Annotated in this window: 17 protein-coding genes and 1 riboswitch; of the genes, 6 read left to right on the top strand and 11 right to left on the bottom strand. The window is 48.7% G+C overall.

What is annotated here, in order from left to right; all coding sequences use genetic code 11:
• Positions 1-3 precede the first annotated feature (3 nt).
• On the bottom strand, positions 4-1,344 hold the full coding sequence (locus ACQKPA_RS26880; RefSeq protein ID WP_427495515.1) for a TrkH family potassium uptake protein: 1,341 nt from the start codon (positions 1,342-1,344) through the stop codon (positions 4-6).
• 65 nt (positions 1,345-1,409) lie between these two features.
• A riboswitch (cyclic di-AMP (ydaO/yuaA leader) is annotated at positions 1,410-1,554 on the bottom strand.
• A gap of 291 nt (positions 1,555-1,845) precedes the next feature.
• On the opposite strand from ACQKPA_RS26880, the gene ACQKPA_RS26875 reads away from it, so the two are divergent.
• The gene (locus ACQKPA_RS26875; protein ID WP_427495514.1) at positions 1,846-3,534 is read left to right on the top strand and encodes a CPBP family intramembrane glutamic endopeptidase; all 1,689 of its coding nucleotides are present in this window, start codon (positions 1,846-1,848) and stop codon (positions 3,532-3,534) included.
• On the opposite strand, the gene uvrC is transcribed toward ACQKPA_RS26875, so the two are convergent.
• Together uvrC and trxA are read right to left on the bottom strand one after the other, a co-directional pair.
• On the bottom strand, positions 3,506-5,509 hold the full coding sequence (gene uvrC, locus ACQKPA_RS26870; RefSeq protein WP_427495513.1) for an excinuclease ABC subunit UvrC: 2,004 nt from the start codon (positions 5,507-5,509) through the stop codon (positions 3,506-3,508). The two genes, ACQKPA_RS26875 and uvrC, sit on opposite strands and share 29 nt — an antisense overlap.
• A gap of 135 nt (positions 5,510-5,644) precedes the next feature.
• Entirely contained in the window at positions 5,645-5,962 is a 318-nt protein-coding gene (gene trxA / locus ACQKPA_RS26865) for a thioredoxin (protein WP_076324831.1), read from the bottom strand.
• A 251-nt stretch (positions 5,963-6,213) separates the two neighbouring features.
• Between trxA and ACQKPA_RS26860 the strand changes: the two genes are divergently transcribed.
• Positions 6,214-6,369, top strand: a complete 156-nt coding sequence (locus tag ACQKPA_RS26860) for a hypothetical protein (RefSeq protein WP_006212594.1) — start codon at positions 6,214-6,216, stop codon at positions 6,367-6,369.
• Between the two features lie 129 nt (positions 6,370-6,498).
• Here ACQKPA_RS26860 and dnaI read toward each other — a convergent pair whose 3' ends face one another.
• From dnaI to ACQKPA_RS26845, 3 genes are all read right to left on the bottom strand, one after another.
• Positions 6,499-7,452: a primosomal protein DnaI gene (gene dnaI / locus ACQKPA_RS26855; protein WP_427495511.1), complete on the bottom strand. Its 954-nt coding sequence runs from the start codon at positions 7,450-7,452 to the stop codon at positions 6,499-6,501.
• Positions 7,453-7,485: 33 nt separating this feature from the next.
• Complete coding sequence (locus tag ACQKPA_RS26850; protein ID WP_427495510.1) at positions 7,486-8,991, bottom strand: helicase DnaB; 1,506 nt, start codon at positions 8,989-8,991, stop codon at positions 7,486-7,488.
• 198 nt (positions 8,992-9,189) lie between these two features.
• On the bottom strand, positions 9,190-9,489 hold the full coding sequence (locus ACQKPA_RS26845; RefSeq protein WP_015737411.1) for a YuiB family protein: 300 nt from the start codon (positions 9,487-9,489) through the stop codon (positions 9,190-9,192).
• Between the two features lie 250 nt (positions 9,490-9,739).
• Here ACQKPA_RS26845 and hemQ point away from each other — a divergent pair, with 250 nt between their 5' ends.
• Positions 9,740-10,489, top strand: coding sequence for a hydrogen peroxide-dependent heme synthase (gene hemQ / locus ACQKPA_RS26840; RefSeq protein ID WP_427495509.1), 750 nt, complete (start codon positions 9,740-9,742; stop codon positions 10,487-10,489).
• A 145-nt stretch (positions 10,490-10,634) separates the two neighbouring features.
• Here hemQ and ACQKPA_RS26835 read toward each other — a convergent pair whose 3' ends face one another.
• Both ACQKPA_RS26835 and ACQKPA_RS26830 read right to left on the bottom strand, forming a co-directional pair.
• A complete protein-coding gene (locus tag ACQKPA_RS26835) occupies positions 10,635-10,898 on the bottom strand; it encodes a hypothetical protein (RefSeq protein ID WP_427495508.1) in 264 nt (87 codons plus the stop codon).
• Complete coding sequence (locus ACQKPA_RS26830; protein WP_076324836.1) at positions 10,898-12,091, bottom strand: NAD(P)/FAD-dependent oxidoreductase; 1,194 nt, start codon at positions 12,089-12,091, stop codon at positions 10,898-10,900. Before ACQKPA_RS26830 ends, ACQKPA_RS26835 begins: the two co-directional genes overlap by 1 nt.
• A 479-nt stretch (positions 12,092-12,570) precedes the next feature.
• Between ACQKPA_RS26830 and ACQKPA_RS26825 the strand changes: the two genes are divergently transcribed.
• Positions 12,571-13,572: an NAD(P)/FAD-dependent oxidoreductase gene (locus tag ACQKPA_RS26825; protein WP_071222403.1), complete on the top strand. Its 1,002-nt coding sequence runs from the start codon at positions 12,571-12,573 to the stop codon at positions 13,570-13,572.
• 200 nt (positions 13,573-13,772) lie between these two features.
• Here the strand turns inward: ACQKPA_RS26825 and ACQKPA_RS26820 are convergent, their stop codons facing one another.
• Both ACQKPA_RS26820 and ACQKPA_RS26815 read right to left on the bottom strand, forming a co-directional pair.
• Complete coding sequence (locus tag ACQKPA_RS26820) at positions 13,773-13,916, bottom strand: sporulation histidine kinase inhibitor Sda (RefSeq protein ID WP_006212600.1); 144 nt, start codon at positions 13,914-13,916, stop codon at positions 13,773-13,775.
• Between the two features lie 298 nt (positions 13,917-14,214).
• A complete protein-coding gene (locus tag ACQKPA_RS26815) occupies positions 14,215-14,877 on the bottom strand; it encodes a YheC/YheD family protein (RefSeq protein ID WP_427495507.1) in 663 nt (220 codons plus the stop codon).
• Between the two features lie 221 nt (positions 14,878-15,098).
• Here ACQKPA_RS26815 and ACQKPA_RS26810 point away from each other — a divergent pair, with 221 nt between their 5' ends.
• A complete protein-coding gene (locus ACQKPA_RS26810; protein ID WP_071222401.1) occupies positions 15,099-15,308 on the top strand; it encodes a hypothetical protein in 210 nt (69 codons plus the stop codon).
• Positions 15,309-15,479: 171 nt separating this feature from the next.
• Here ACQKPA_RS26810 and ACQKPA_RS26805 read toward each other — a convergent pair whose 3' ends face one another.
• A complete protein-coding gene (locus tag ACQKPA_RS26805) occupies positions 15,480-15,839 on the bottom strand; it encodes a HesB/IscA family protein (RefSeq protein ID WP_071222399.1) in 360 nt (119 codons plus the stop codon).
• A 392-nt stretch (positions 15,840-16,231) separates the two neighbouring features.
• Here ACQKPA_RS26805 and mqnE point away from each other — a divergent pair, with 392 nt between their 5' ends.
• A complete protein-coding gene (mqnE, locus tag ACQKPA_RS26800) occupies positions 16,232-17,338 on the top strand; it encodes an aminofutalosine synthase MqnE (RefSeq protein ID WP_113060088.1) in 1,107 nt (368 codons plus the stop codon).
• The last annotated feature ends 18 nt before the right edge of the window (positions 17,339-17,356 follow it).

Genomic DNA, 17,356 nt, shown 5'->3' with positions numbered 1-17,356 from the left:
TCCTTATCCAATAATCATTTTGCCTTCCGGATGACGATATAATTCTTTACCCTTTTTCGGCCCCAGTGCATAAGCAAGCGTCAAAGGCCCCAATCGCCCTGCAAACATCGTAATGCTGATCAAAACCTTCCCGAACACCGTCAGATCTGGCGTTAAGCCCATGGAGAGACCCACCGTACCGAAGGCGGACGTCGTTTCGAATAGGATCTCCAGGAAGTCCCCCTCCTCTGTCGTCGACAGAATCATCGATACGGTTAGAACGAGCAGCAGTGCCAGTAACGCAATGGTCAGTGCCTTCAGCACCCGCTCCTGGGCCAGGCGATAACGGAACATGACGATGTCTTCGCGCCCGCGCATCATGGCGATGACCGCCCCCACCATAATGGTGAAGGTTGTTGTTTTGATACCACCCCCGGTTGACCCTGGGGATGCTCCGATAAACATCAGAATAACGATAAAAAATTGCGTGGCCTGTCTAAGCCCCGTAATATCTATAGTATTCGCGCCCGCTGTACGCGGCGTTACGGATTGGAATAACGCGCCGAAGAATTTTCCGCCCCAATTCAGGGAACCGAGCGTCCTCGGATTGGTGAATTCAAAAATAAGAATGACGATAAATCCAACCAGCAGCAAGGTAGCCGTCATGGTGAGCACTACTTTGGAGTGCAAGGAAAGTCTCCGCTGTTTCCGGAAATCAATCAGATCGGATAATACGATAAAACCGATGCCGCCTGACACAATCAAAAACATCACGACAACGTTGACTACAGGATCATAGACATAACCGGTCAAACTCCGAAAATCGCCAAACAAATCGAAACCGGCGTTGTTAAACATCGTGACCGCATGAAAAACGCCATAATAAATCGCTTGGCCGATCGGCATATCAAACGCCCAGCGGATCGATAGAATCAAGGCACCGCAGGCCTCGATGATCAGGGAGTACAGGAGCACTCTGCGAATCAGCCTTACGATTCCTTCCATCGAGGACTGATTCATCGCTTCCTGCAGAATGAGGCGATCCTTGAGCGATATGCGCCTTTTGAGAGCCAAGGCAAACAAAGTGGCCATCGTCATGAATCCGAGCCCGCCGATCTGGATCAGCAGCATGATCACGATCTCTCCGAAGGAGCTGAATGTCGTTCCTGTATCCACCACAACCAGACCCGTTACGCAAGTTGCCGATGTCGAAGTGAACAAGGCATCGATAAATTCCAGCGGTTCACCTGTACTTGTGGATATCGGCAGCATTAACAGCGCCGTCCCGATGAAAATAATGGCCGCGAAACCAAGCACGAGAATCTGCGGCGGAGACAACCTGAGCCAGTTAAATTTAGAGTTCAATCGGTCACCTTCTTAAAAAAAATCAAGAAAAAAAGACACTGGAAAACGCAGTGCCCTTTACGGTCTGGTTCCTGTGCTGCAGCCTACGAGGTTAGCTGACGGATTCGGGCATTTTCACAGGTCGCCCTATTCATTATTCTAGGAATAATGAAATTCACCCCAATTACATGGTTCCCCCATTTTCAGTACGAAATTCGGCTGGAATATTCGGTTCCTTGAAGCATGATGTGATTATATCGCAATCCGGTACGTAACCCAATGCCGTTTTTCACCCAAAAAATCTTTAAAAGAGCGCGAATTGGGCATATTCAAGAATACAAGCATAGGGTTCTCTAACGTTTTCGAAACCTTTCATTCATTTTCATCGATTTGTTTCATTATTCCGGATATTGGGATAAGCTGCTTATGACTTTCATAACTATGTTATATTGACTCTATGCGTTCTTAATCAGGCATATCGAATACCAGTGGGAGTATCAACTTTCTTAGAGGAGGAATTTCATGAATCGTGCAAGAGAGGCCTTGAAGCTGAAGCCCAATCTGCAGCAGCTCATCGCGCCTGCCGCAGTCGGCCTGATTCTGTTCCTATTATTTCAGGTGTTTCCGTCGACGAATCCGGATTCGACCGAAATGGCATCTCCGAATATCATATCCAAGGAGCAGGCTCGGCAAGCGGCTGCAAGCTTTGCTCAGGAGTTTTTGCAGTTTACGGCTGCGGAAACGGATGACACGCTGGTTACATATCAATCCAAATCGGAACTTTACGGATATCTGGCGAAGGAAAAGAGACTTTCGGAATACAACAAAACCTATGAAGCCAAATATCCCTATGACGTATACCGCGTTCGCTTCAGCGAGCCGGGTGGCAATGCCCTCAATGTGGACGTGCACATGCAAAATTCAGGCATCGTCGGCTTCTCGTACGATTTCGCCCGCTCCAGCTATGACCGGATTGAGCTGAACAAGGGCGATGTGCAAAGGCAGATGCTGCTTGTTGTTGAGGACGGCATGTCATTAGCCGAGAAGCAAGCTCTCGCGGAGCCTTGGCTCCAGCGAGCGGGCTATGATCCGTCGCAACTGGAGCTGGTTACCCGGGAAGGAGAACCCCGGCTCCGGTATGTGGACCCGGAATCCAAGATCGGCGATTCCAGATTGGAGCACCGTTTCACCTTCGAGCAGGGGAAATTACGCTCCTATGAGCCATCTTTTTCGGTCCCGGCCGCCCATTCCGCCTATGTCAACAAGCAGACTCAGGATGCCACGCTGCTGACGCTCGCAGGGTATGGCCTGTTCACCCTCATCCTTGGCATTCTTGCGATTGTGTACAGCGTGAAGACCAGAGCCTATACGTCGTTTAAGCGCGGCCTGTTCCTATCGGCGCTGCCGTTTGTCATTCAAATGCTGAATACGTACAATCTGATTCCCGTTTTCAAATCTGAGGGGATGTCGCAAACAGGTATACTCGGGATGATGATCTTCTATGCAGTCTATTCGCTCATCTTCTCCGCGCTGCTCTATTTCTCCCTTGTCGGAGGCAGCGGGCTATGGCTCAAAGAAGACGGGCTCAATCCATGGCCGCGCGCCAAAGAACCCGGATATGGTCATTATGTACTGGACAGCATGAAGCTGGGGTATATGTGGGCTTTCATCCTGCTTGGGGTCCAATCCATTATCTTTGTCGTTCTGGGCCTGACCTTGAATACATGGTCCACCACGGATGCCACACAGTCGCCTTACAACATGCTCTATCCTTGGCTCTTTCCGCTGATGGCTTGGCTGGCCGGCATATCCGAGGAGGCCGTCTATCGACTGTTCGGCATCAAAATGTTAAAAAAGATCGTCCGCAATACGTTCGTGGCCAGTTTGATCACGTCGATCATCTGGGCGCTCGGGCATACACTCTATCCGATATACCCTGTAATTTCCCGGCCCATTGAACTGGTTATCATCGGCTTGCTGTTCAGCTACATCTTTTTGAAATACGGGTATTTGGCGGCCATGTTCTCCCATGTCATCTTTAACAGCATCTTGATGGGCATTAGCCTGATCCTGCTCAAGGACACCAGCAACATGCTGATCGGTGCTTTCTACATGGTGCTTCCGGCGATCGTCGCGTATGCGATTTACCGTTTCAATCCAACAAAAAAAGAGAAGCCGTATTTCACGACTCCTCCTCACGAAGTACCTTAAGAATCTCCATTGCTAATTTCTCACCGATTGAAAGGGGCTTGAAGTCTTCGACTGAAGCCTCTTTTATTTTTTTGACTGAGCCAAAATGCTTCAACAGCAGCTTGCGACGCTTCTCTCCAATGCCCGGGATGGAATCCAGCTTGGAGGATACCATCGATTTGCCGCGCTGTTCGCGGTGGAAGGAAATCGCAAAACGGTGAACCTCATCCTGAATGCGCTGCAGCAAGTAGAACTCCTGGCTGTCCCGGGGCAGCGTAACCGGCTCCGGCGGGTCTCCGACCATGAGCTGCGCTGTTTTATGCTTGGCATCCTTCACAAGCCCGCAGACCGGGATAAACAGCCCCAGCTCATTCTCCAATACATCGACGGCGGCAGAAATCTGTCCCTTCCCTCCATCGACCACAATCAGATCAGGAAGCGGCAAGTTCTCCTTCAAGACACGCTCGTACCGCCGCCGGATCACTTCACGCATTGTATCATAATCGTCCGGTCCCAGCACGGTACGGATCTTGTATTTGCGGTATTCCTTCTTGTCCGGTTTTCCGTTGGTGAATACAACCATGGCCGATACCGGATTGGTACCCTGAATGTTCGAGTTATCAAATGCCTCGATCCGGTTCAGCGACTGGAGGCCGATCACTTCGCCCAGATTCGCCGCTGCAACCGAGGTGCGTTCTTCATCGCGTTCAATCAAGCGGAATTTCTCGTCTAAGGACACCTTTGCATTATCCGACGCCATGCCCACCATCTGTTTCTTCAAGCCGCGCTGCGGGACATGCACCTTCACGCCGAGCCATTCCTGCAGGGCGGCAGCCCCTCCGGCTGCATCCACGATGCCCGCAGCTTCCGCCTGCTTTTCCTGTGCCTCGGCAAGGGCTGCCTGCTGCTCATCGGATGTCCCTGCGGAAAGCGGATTCGCCGAATCCACGGCTGCCTCGGCGCTTCGTACACCTTGGTCCGCACCCGTTCCCGTAACCGACTCCGGGTCAGCCTCGTCTATCAACAGAGGCTCAGGCAGCAGAATTTCCTGCGGCAATGCAGGATTATCACTGTAATACTGGGCTATAAAAGACATAAAGTCACTGTGCGCATCGCCGTAGAACGGAAAAACGGATTTGTTGCGCTGCACCATTTTCCCTTGGCGCATGTACAGAATCTGTACGCACATCCAGCCTTTATCGACAGCGTAACCGAATACGTCGCGGTCCCGCGTATCCGTCGTCGTAATCTTCTGCTTCTCCATTAGCGTATCGATATGGATGATCTGATCCCGCAGCTCTTTGGCACGCTCGAAATACAAATCCTCCGCGGCCTCCTGCATCTTGCGCTGCAGTTCCTTCTTGATCTCCTCATGCCCGCCGCTCAGAAATGAAGTGATCTCCCCGGTGATCTGTTCATATGCAGACTTTGGAATCTCCTTCACACATGGAGCCAAGCATTGCCCCATATGATAATACAAGCATACTTCTTTTGGCATGACGCCGCATTTGCGCAAAGGATACATCCGGTCCAGGAGCTTCTTGGTCTGCTGTGCCGCATAAGCATTCGGGTAGGGACCAAAATATTTGGCTTTATCTTTAAGCACCCTTCTGGTCACTTCCAGACGGGGATGCTCTTCATTCGTTATTTTAAGATACGGATAGGTTTTATCATCCTTCAGCAGTACGTTAAATCTCGGCTGATGGGTTTTGATCAGGTTGCACTCCAGAATCAACGCTTCCATGTTGCTGCCGGTTACAATGTACTCGAAATCGCGGATTTCCGAAACCAGCATCTGGGTCTTCCCGTTATGGCTTCCGGTAAAATAAGAGCGTACCCGGTTCTTCAGCACTTTGGCCTTGCCAACATAAATAATCGTGCCTTCATGATTCTTCATCAAGTAACAGCCGGGTTGGTCCGGCAGCAATGCTAACTTGTGGCGAATATTCTCCAGCGCCTTCTCCTGCTCCTGCAGCTGATTGGAAAAATCGTCCATGCTGTCCCTCCTCTCCAAGGAGATTATATAGTATTAACCCTAAATATAAAACACTATGAGTAACCACACAAAGCGCCTCCGGGTTTCACCGAAGGCGCTGTATGAAAGCAGATTGCAGTTTATGGCCAATCCTGCTTATTGATGTTTTGCAATGATGCCCTTCAAGGCTTCTTTGGAGTTCAGACCTACCACTTTATCGACAGGCTGGCCGTCTTTAAAGAAAATCATGGTCGGAATGCTCATTACGCCAAAGCGTGCAGCAGATTCCGGATTCTCATCCACGTTCACCTTTGCAATTTTCACAGCATCACCAAGATCTGTTGACAGCTCTTCCAAAATCGGAGCAAGCATTTTACAAGGACCGCACCATGGCGCCCAGAAATCAACTACAACCGTTCCTTGACCTTCCACTTCACTTACAAAGGATTGATCGGTAACGTTTACGATAGCCATTATATTCTCCTCCTCACGGATAATTTTACATATAGTACGAACTTAATTGTCGAATGGGTCGACGAATTTAGTATACCACAATCGGCCGGAAAAAGTGAAATATACTCACCTAAAGAAAGAGGATTTCACGGGATTTTTATGCAATCTTTACAAATGATTTGCGCATTGGGTATACTACTAGTAACAAGTCGGGTGACTGTCAAGTTTTTCGTGTTGGCACGGCATGTTCACCTTTTGAGGAGGCAAGCACCATGGATGTAAACGTACGCGTTAACGATCCACGGGAGCACATCAATGAAGAACCACGCAATGACTTTGGCGATTTGATGATGGGCTTCGTGGGGATGTTTGGTTTCATGACCATCATCTTTTTCGGATTCGTCATTATCAAGTTCTTGGTCGGCTAATACTTGATGACTCCTTGTGCGTTAAATAAAAAGTCTGATCCCTGCCGCGTTCCATACGCTAACGGGATCAGACTTTTTACGATTCAAGGGACGTTTGTCCACTGTGCTCATGTGCGTCGTTGCAAACGTCTAGAACTTCCCTCTCTGGTTCTCCCCGAATAAATGAACGACATCCACAAAAGGCGCAATCCGGTTCATCAACCGCTGCCCTTTGTGAAGCTCCTCGCCATCCTTGCTCGTGAAGCTCAGATGCTGTTCAAGCCCGTCGAGCGGATAGTTCGACGTATAGAAGGTCGGCAGCCGGTTCATCCGGAAATTCAGGATGGAACCGAGGACATGATCCCGAACCCACGGATTCAAATTCTCCGCTCCGATATCGTCAAAGATCAGCAGATCGCAATGCTTCATCGTCTCCACCATGTCCTTCAGCTTCTGGCCGTCCTGCATCATGGTCTTCAGATCTTCCACGAAATCAGGCATATAGACGATCACGCCCGAATGACCCGCTTTTGCGAGCTCATGCATCAGGTAGCCCATCAGGTATGTTTTCCCGGTACCAAACGAACCGGTGAGATACAAGCCGCGCGGAGACAAGCCATTCTCCTTCGTATCCCGGATGTACTTAAACACCTGGTGCACCGCAGGTGCCCGCAGACGGTCCTTCGCCATAATCTCCATATTGTCATAACCTTCGTTCAAGGCATGCTCATCGACATAAAAGCTGCGAATCCGCTTCTTGATCTGATCCTCATTGGTCTTCGCAATCTGCAGGGAACACGGCGCCTTTCGCTCATAGATCTCCACGGTTCCGTTCATTCGCTGGATATCCAGCTTGCTGTAATGTCCCTGGAAATCATTCGGACACCGGTCCAGACCCGGACATGCCTTGCAGTGGGCCTGATCTCCCGCATATTGATACAGTTTGCTTAAATTCAAACGAATGACCCGGTCATCGATCTCAGGGTATTCGCTCCGCAATGCTTGAATCAGAGAATTCCTGAGCAAATCCTCCATAATCTGCTCGGTTCTGCGCCGGAGCGCAGGACTTTTCATGCTATCCAGCAGTTCACCAAGGGACTCCATCTCTTGTTCCCTCCTCTCTTCAGCAGAATTACTTTATCCGCCCTTCTTGTTGCCAGCCTGCATTTCTGCCGCAAATCGCATCATTTCCTCGAATTCCTCATCCGATACGGCCTCCGCCTGATCGGTCTCCAGAGCTACAGGAATTTCCGGCTTCACCTTTCCGCCTTTAGCGTATGTACGCGTACGTTGTGTGGTTGCCTTCTGCTTGCCTTTCATCTTGGCTTGATCACGTATATACTGAACAGCTTTCTCATAGCTGTTCACCTGCTTCAGCAGCATATTGGAAGCAATGGCCTCCACGAAATTACGGTTGATGCGCTGCTCGCCGCCTGCGGCCATGAGTGACATTAAATAATGAATGAGCACGTTGATGACTTCACCCGGCAGCTTGTAGCTCAGGTCGATCTTTTCGAAGATGTCCAGGAACTGCGCTGGAACCGAGCCCGGGAAGAAGGTCTGCAGGAGCCGGGTATAAGGCTCATTGCGAAGCATCATATTATATTGGTGAATATCGCACTTCGATTGGAACTGAGCGGGAACCTCCACATAGTATTCCATCTCTACCGCATGCTCCTGTGCCGGCTCTTCCGGATCGGCCGTCATCTCCTGCCGCAAGGCAACAACCTTGCCTGCCGTAATCTGCCGCTTCTCCTGCATCTTCATTCCCTGCCTAAAGTGAAGACTGGCCTTGTGCTGAAGATCATCCAGCACGACCTCGCCATGCTCGGTAAATATGCCGTCCTCGTCCAACAGGCGGCAGAGATCCTGCGTGCTGAGATCGTATTTCCGCACCACGTAATTCACTATGCCCATCTGCTCGTGGTCGTAGCGAAGACGCTCCACAAAGACCCGATTACGGGATTCACGCGGAAAACGGAGAATAATGTCCGCATAGTTCAGACCTTCTCCTTCCGGATTTGGCGGCGCCATGGACTTCCGTGACACCGCGACCTCTTCCAGCGCTTGCTCCAGTTCATAATCAATGACATGCGTGTTCAGCTCAAAAATATCATAAAAGGGAACCGAAATGTTCTCCTTGTTGAAGGAAATACCGGACCATTCAAGGGGTTCCTTGCTCCAAAGCTCTTCTCTTAACGACAGAACGGCGAATTTCCCCACCTTGTCGCGAAGCAGCAGCGTCAGATGCTGAGTGTTAAAGAACTCCGCTGGACTGAGCGGTGCTTGCAGCTCATATTCATAGATATGGTCATCCGTCTCCGGGACAAACATCCGGCTTGTCTGCAGTAAACCTACCGCTTCCAGCTTTGAGGTTTGCTCAATGAGAAAGCGGCGTCCTTTTTCACTAGGCTCAAGCCCTAATGTCAAAAATAATCTTCGCTGCTGTTCAATGGCCGAGTAACCCACCTTCTCCACCGGCACATGCGATACGAGAAGACGGTACAAACTGACAGCAAACGCGCCAACCATCGGTTGATAAATCGAACCAAGCATTTTGTCATCCAGGCCGCTTAAGCAGAAGTCACGGTATACGCAGTAACGGTGGTTCTCGGTAAAATGTAAAAAATTAGTCATGCGCATCGTTTATGCTCCCCCCGTCGCCCAAAAATAGACTTCCTCTATTCTATCATAAATCCGTCGTTTCGAAGTCGGTTCTTTCGCATCAAAAATTCTGGAATTCTTGCGCCCACCATTTGCATGCTTCCACAAATAATAAATGACGGCCCCCAGATATTGCAGAGCCGCCATCAATACTACATTCAATTTGCGCCAAGCGCGTTAAAACATTCTAAAGCCTTTAATACGCAATGTCTTAATGGTCCATCCGCTCATGTAGGCACCAATCAGACCTGCAACTCCCGTTAAGTAATCCACCAGTTGGAAGGATCCCACGTGAGTCCAGAACGACATTTGGCCCCGATCCCACAAGCTGTATACAACGACCGGCAAAATGACAATCACGAACAGAAAGCAAGGAAACCAGGTCGTCTTCATCAACATATTTAGGATAAAACCGATACCGAACATCATGACAAAAAACAAAATCATCAGCACGAGCACAGGAATAAATTGAAGCATGATCGCTGTTTTCACCTCTTCTTTATCACCTACGCGTAGCAGCTATTCTACTCTATTGCAGCAAGAAACAGCACACCAAGCTTTAGCTAATAGCTAGTTTACTAAAAATAATGTCACAGATCAACGAACAATCGTGAATACATTGTGTCGGCGTTTGCCCTTCCGACTGCGCTTACAGTACAATATAGGAAGTTAATGCAAGCGGCCATCCGCTTCAATTATAACGAACATAACGTTTAGGAGTGATCACATGAACGAAGCTGCAATGACGCTTGAGGGCTGGTATGCGCTGCACGATTTCCGCACCATCAATTGGCCGGCCTGGAAAGCTGCAGATGAAGAAGTACGTGCTTTTGCGCTGGACGAGCTGAATGCGTTCCTCGAGGAATGGAATGCCGTCGAAGCTGCCCAAAAAGGCAGTACCGCTGTATATACCATCGTCGGTCAGAAAGCCGATTTTGTATTCATGCTTTTGCGCGAGACGCTGGAAGAGCTGAACGCGATCGAGAATGCCTTTAACAAAACAACGTTCGCGCAGTTTACCACCAAGGCTTATTCTTATGTAAGCATTGTCGAGCTGAGCAACTACCTGGCAGGCTCCTCCGATGAGGATCCGATGCAGAATCCGCATGTCATTGCCCGTCTGAAGCCGGCCCTGCCAAAATCGAAGCATATCTGCTTCTATCCGATGAACAAAAAGCGGGATTTGTCGGACAACTGGTACATGCTCAGCATGGACGAACGCAAATCCATGATGAAGAGCCACGGGATGATTGGCCGCGGTTATGCCGGCAAGGTCAAACAGATCATTACCGGTTCCGTTGGATTCGACGATTGGGAATGGGGCGTAACCCTGTTCAGCGACGACGCGCTTCAGTTCAAGAAGCTCGTGTACGAAATGAGATTTGACGAAGTAAGTGCGCGTTTCGGCGAGTTTGGTCCGTTCTATGTCGGCAACCTGCTCGATCAGGCTTCATTTACAGAATTAATGAAGGTATAATTCCTTCTGCACATAAACAGCATGTACAAAATATCCCCACAAAGTGGAGCCTATGCTACGATGTTTATTCCAAATACTTTGCGGGGACCCCAAAAACTTATAATGTCAAAAAAGGGATGCTCTCTACACGAGAGCATCCCTTCTTCTATTCCTCACCGTCGTCCTCATCTTGCTCTTGCTTGCGCAAGGTTTCAAGATATTCAGCCGTCGCCCGATCCCGGGCACGTCCCTTATCCTTGAGCCGCTCAATAGCAGGAAGTATGAGAATGTCGACCTCCTGCTGAATGGTGTAAGCCAGATCGTACCGCTCCTGCGACTCCAGATAGGTGCCTACCTCCATCAGGGCGTTATAACGATCCAGCTCATCTCTTGTGAGCAGCCCACGTACTTGAACGCTGCAGTGTCTCATTATAGAAACCTGCCTTTTTTCAGGACGAGCGGAATCCCTCCAATAATGAAGAGGTAGCGCAGATCAACCAACTTTTTCAGTTGGGCCGCTTTCCAACCCTGATATTTCTTATCCCCGACAACCGCAATGCCTTCGCCCCGTCCAAGAGAAGCTACCGTGCCTTTGTTATGGAACTCGAATTTGCGCATCGACTTGTCCCGAATCGCCGCAACGATATTTTGGGCACAGCACACGCCCTGCTGCATCGCCATTTGGGCGGTCGGCGGATAAGGTCTGCCTTCCTCATTAAAAATCAGGGAGTTATCGCCGATAATATAAATGTTCTCGTATCCGGGAGCACGCAAATATTCATCCACCTTGACGCGGCCTCGCATCGTTTCGAAACCTGCTGCTTCCACCAGACGGTTCCCGCGGATGCCGCCGGTCCATACGACCGTTGCCGCCCGGATTTCTTCGCCATTGTTCAGAACGACTCCGCCTGGCAGGCATTCCTTGATTGCAATGCCCATCTTGAAGGTAACGCCTTTCTTCTCAAGAACGTTCATGGCGTACTCCACCAGTTCCGGTGCAAACCCCGGTAACGCGGCTGGCGCGGCTTCGACATTATAGATGTTCACCAGCGTCGGATCGACGTCATATTCCTTGCACAGTCTCGGAATGCGGTCTGCCAGCTCGGCTACAAACTCGATGCCGCTGAATCCGGCTCCGCCAACCACAAAGTTAATGCGCTCTTGCGGTCTGCGCTCATTTTTATATAAAGCAAATTGATACTCAATATGTTCACGTATCAATCGTACCGAGTTAATGCTTCGGATCGTCATCGCATGCTCTGCGAGTCCTGGAATGCCAAAGGTTTCAGGCTCTCCGCCGAGTCCAATGACAAGATAGTCATAGGATAATGTTCCATCTTCAAGAATAACCTTCTTATCGTGAAGGCGGATTTCCTGAACCGAGGATTTGACCAGGTCGATTTTGAATTCGTCTATCAACTTGGAAATGGATACCCGGGTGTTCTCAATGCTGTCTGTTCCTGCTGCCGGCATATGCAAATGCGTTGTAATATAATGATAATCATGGCGATTTACCAATGTAACATCGGCCTCATTATAATTCAGCTCTTTTTGCAGCCGCTGCGCTGTCAATATGCCTCCGTAACCCGCGCCAAGGATTACGATCTTCGGTATGCTGCTCATTCTATTGCTCCTTCCAGCTTACTCTTTATATATACAGTATGGTACACATGTTAACATTCTGTGAAATTGCATCCAAAAAAAGAGAAGAGCCCTAATCAGAGCCCGTTTCATCATTTGACCTGATGGTTCATTAAGGTTCAAAAACAGCTGTAACACTAAGGTTTCCTTACTGCGGCTACAGTTGACAATATATAGGACTACCCTGTAATGAACACAAGTTATCACGTTAATCATATGCATAAACTATGCAAATATCAAGAAATTTTTTGCCATATAATGTGCAAATCATTCCGCCATTTATCCCCTCACTTACTAAGTAAGCGCATCCATTCCAATGTTAGGTATTTTAACTCATTTCTCGTCTTTTCATGCCGCTTCGGGACGATTATAATAGGTAAGGAATTCGTGAATCAGCTTTATCCGGACAAGAACGTCTGTCTGATTCGAATATAAACTCATTTTATGGAGGTGCTTACCGCATGACAACGATGCCACAAGACAGCAATATGACGGATCTTTTGATTATCGGTGGCGGACCTGCAGGTATGTTTGCTGCTTTTTACGGCGGAATGCGCCAAGCTTCGGTAAAACTTATCGAGAGCATGCCTCAGCTTGGAGGCCAATTGGCTGCGCTGTATCCTGAGAAATATATTTATGACGTAGCAGGCTTTCCGAAAGTAACCGCTCAAGAGCTTGTGAACAATCTGTCCGCCCAAATGGAGCTCTTTAAAACGGACATTCGTCTTGAAGAGAAAGTACAGGCTGTGGAAAAACTTGAAGAACGTCATTTTGTCGTAAAAACGAATTTGGGTGAACACCACGCCAAAGCTGTCATTATTACTGCCGGTGTAGGAGCGTTCCAACCCCGTCGACTGGAGATTGAAGGGGCAGAAGCATACGAAAAGACCAACCTTCATTATTTCGTCAACGACCTCAGCCGCTTCAAAGGCAAGAAGGTTCTCATCAGCGGCGGCGGCGACTCCGCGGTAGACTGGGCGCTCATGATCGAGCCGATCGCCGAGCAGGTTACACTGGTTCACCGCCGTGACAAATTCCGTGCCCATGAGCATAGTGTTGAGCAGCTCATGGCATCGAAGGTGAACATCATTACACCAACCGAGATCACCGAATTGCATGGTGAAGATACGATTACGAAGGTTACGCTTTCTCATATTAAGACCAAAGAGACGCAAGAGATTGAAGTGGACGATGTCATTGTCAATTTCGGGTTTGTGTCCTCTCTCGGTCCGATCTCCGAATGGGGCATCGCCATTGAAAGCAACTCCATTGTGGTGGATTCCCGTATGGAAACAAGTATCCCGGGCATTTTTGCAGCCGGCGATATTACCACCTATCCGGGCAAGGTTAAACTGATCGCTGTTGGATTTGGTGAAGCACCTACCGCGGTGAACAATGCCAAGGTTTACTTCGATCCTGAGGCCAGATTGGCACCGGGCCACAGCAGTAACATGAAATTGTAAGGGCAGCTAGAATTTTAACTTCATATACATCCATATATTCATAGAAAAAAAGGTATCTTCGTTCCGAAAGGGTTTACACTCGCCCCGGAACCGAAGATACCTTTTCTATTCTTCAAACCATATGTAGAACTTGGTTGAAAGCTCCCACATTATATACGTATCATGTCGTAAGTTATCTATTCTATATACGAAAAATCTGATTAATGCAGGATGCTGCCGGAATCGGTGTCCAAGTTCCGTTTATGAATTTCGGCTAGCAGTAGAGTGATGAACTCTCGCTCCAACTTCAACTCAACAGCCATATGATAGGAATCGAGAAGCATCTCATCCGTCAACATAGCCATCCCTCTCACACCCCTTCCTCAAATTTCCTGAATCTATCATATCAGACATGCTAAAACGGAACAACTGTTCGCTTATCCACAACCTCTTGTGGAAATCCTGTGTATAATTTGTTGGTAAGTGTAAAAAACAGGGTCATATCAAAGTGGATTGTGGGGATAAATGTTATACACAGGATATAGGGAATTTCTAGTATAAAAAAAATTGATCAATTATAATATCGGTAGATTGTGGTTATTTTTTTATTACCCTATTAAAAAATCATATAAACGTCTACAGTTGGGAATATTAAACAAAAATTCAGCTTGGTCTTGTATTAACCTCCAAAATCCAAATCTTGCCCTCGTTGTCTAATCCGTAATCAAACCCCAGCTCCCCGATACCCGGAAAGCGGGATTCCAGTATCGTTATGCACTGCCTGGTTAAGTGGCGCATCTCATTGCGCTTTTCCCTCGCATTAATATGGGGCAGTGACAGCCGGAGTGCAGGACCACAACGAAGCAGCGTCCCCCCTTTACAAATATTCGTCACAAAAAGCCCTGGGCTCGCGAGCCGCCCAAGCATGGCCCGGAATTCCCATCTCCCTCGATCCTTGACTACCTTTACACGGTAATCCAGCGGACGTCCCTGAATTCGAGCCAAATGAATGCCCTGCTGTATCATGTAGCGCCGTCTCAGCCTCATCCTGCTCAGTACGTATATCAGGGAATTCAATGTATCTACATGAACAGTACGCCTCTTATGGGTTACCAAGTATCCCGTTCCGTCTGTTTGTATTCGGATGACTCCGTTACCACCGGTTCCTATAATCGGCTTAATCACGACCATTTCGTGTTCGGCCAGCATTGAGACCAGGGTATCCCCTCCATACGACTGGGTAGCCGGAATGTAGGGAGCAACCTGCGGATCGGTCAGCAGCGCTTCCGTCTTCAACCACTTGCTGGCCAGTTGTCTTCCCGCCATGCTGCTTTCGCCTCCTTTTATTCATGACATACGTTATCCTATTCCCCTATCCGCGCTTTGTCTTGGATGATTGTCCGTGATGGTATGCCTAATAATCGAGGTTCTTGCTGCCTCACGGCAGCCTCCCTTTGCAAATGCTGTGATCTATCGTATAGTAAGAACAGAGCTTTGTCCGTATTAAATCCATCACTATGGATACCTATAAAGGAGGCTTTGTCACCTTGGCAGCATTGTTTGAAATATTGTACTGGATTGCCATTGTCGGCATGTCGGTTGCCCTAGCAGCCATCACCGTTCTTATCTTTGTCATGGGCTTCAAGTTCATCAAGGATAAGCGCAGAGGGCTCGGAGCGGGCTGCATCGTATTTTCGCTTGTGGCCGCCGGCATGATCGTGCTGATGCTGAACGATACCTTCTTCTTCCCGGTCTGAATAGAAAGAACCCAAAAAAGCAGCCTCTCCTTATTGCGGAGTTGGCTGCTTTTTTGGGGTTCATACAGCGATGCGGATGTTCTCATAACGCTAAAAAGACCTCTGCGACAAGATTGCCGGGAGAGGTCTTTAACTGTTGGACTCAGGCTTTAGCCCTCTAGAGAGTCCTTGTTAGCAAGGCTCTTCGTTCGGTTTGCCCGCATCCGTTGCCGTACGGAATGACGAACCACAGCCGCAAGTGACGGTGGCGTTCGGATTGTGGATGGTGAAGCCGCCGGTCATGCCGGATTCCTCAAAGTCGATTTCAAGACCGTTCAGGTACTTCAGATCGTCCTTCTCGACAACGACTTTCATGTCCTGCAGGTCCATGTATACGTCAGCTTCCGTTTCTTGATCGTCAAAGCCCATTGCATATGAAAAACCACTGCAGCCGCCGGCAGTGACACCCAGTCGAAGGAACATATTGGGCGTTTCCTGTTCAGCAAGCATTTCTTTCAAACGTTCTGCAGCTGAGTCGCTGATTGTAATCATAGGTCACCCTCCTTTTCGTTCACTCTTTCAGTATACTCCTCTTCGCGAATTCGCTCAAGGTTGTTATGATGGCGTTTGATATGTAATGAATAACCTAATTTCAATTCCTCTATTTGTATTGCTACCCCGAGGGGTCAGGTTTATAATAGGGAAGGAACATGGGCGGCAACTGTTGGATAATTGTCACATCCCTCGGCTAAAAAGCGGCAAAGGTTATGGCTGGTCCACAGTTGTATATTTTTTCACAAACTCACTTAATTATTCAGCCCATTATTGATGTTTGTTGTTATACCACTATAAACGGACCGTTCCCTTAGGGGAGTGATTCACTTTATGATCGCTTTTTCTGCTGGATCTTCTATGCAGGTCAAGTGTGAACAGGAGGATTGAACATGTCCACAATTGTGACACCATTTACCGATCAGAGAATGGCGGAGATCGTTGCGAAAGTCCAAAACGGCGAACGCCTGAATCTTGAAGACGGTGTGTATTTGTACCAAACCGATGACCTGCTGACCCTCGGGCAGCTGGCTAATGAAGCCAATTTGCGCAAGAACGGGAAAAAAGTTTACTTCATTGAGAACATGAGTCTCTATTTCACGAATGTATGTGAATCCCACTGCGCTTTTTGCAATTTCCGGAAAGATCAAGGCGAGGAAGGCTCCTACACCCTCTCCGGCGCGGAGATGATCGAGTATGTCGAGCAGCATATTCATCCGGGCATTCGTGAATTTCATATCGTTGGCGGACATAATAACCATGTGCCGTTCCAGTACTATGTAGATTCCCTGAAGGCATTGAGCGAGCGTTTCCCGGAAGTAACTCTGAAAGCCTATACCGCGGCGGAGATTGAATTCTTCACTCGCATTAGCGGACTTAGCACGAAGGAAGTACTTCAAGAACTGCAGAAAGCTGGACTTCAGTCTTTAACAGGCGGCGGAGCCGAGATTCTGTCTGACCAATACCGTCAGAAGATGAAGGTGGACAAAGCCAACGTAGATCAATACCTCGACGTACACCGTACCGCACATAAGCTTGGCATGAAGACGCACACGACCATGCTGTACGGATCGATCGAGAGCCATGAGGACCGGATCCGCCATATGCTGCAAATTCGGGATCTTCAGGATGAAACGGGTGGATTCATGGTATTCATTCCGCTGTCCATGCAGCCGAAGAATAAGAATGCAGGCATCATGCGCCGCAATTCGGCCTACGAGGATTTGAAAACCATTGCCATCAGCCGTCTGATGCTCGATAATATCGACCATATCAAAGCGTACTTCATTAATATCGGGCCGCAATTGACGCAAGTTGCTCTCAGCTTCGGAGCTTCCGACGTCCATGGCACGATCCTGAAGGAACGTATCAGCCATGCTGCAGGAGCTTTAACACCGGAAGGGCTGACACGCAAAGAGCTCGTCTGGCTCATCCAAGGCGCAGGCCGGATTCCGGTTGAACGCGATACCTTCTACAACGAGATCAAGGTTTACGAATAAGTCTTACCCGCAGGGATT

It is taken from the genome of Paenibacillus sp. NPDC093718, assembly GCF_050279985.1.
Taxonomy (GTDB): domain Bacteria; phylum Bacillota; class Bacilli; order Paenibacillales; family Paenibacillaceae; genus Paenibacillus_AQ.
The sequence above is the reverse complement of the archived record's forward strand: the minus strand, read 5'-3'. Positions and strand labels throughout refer to the sequence as shown.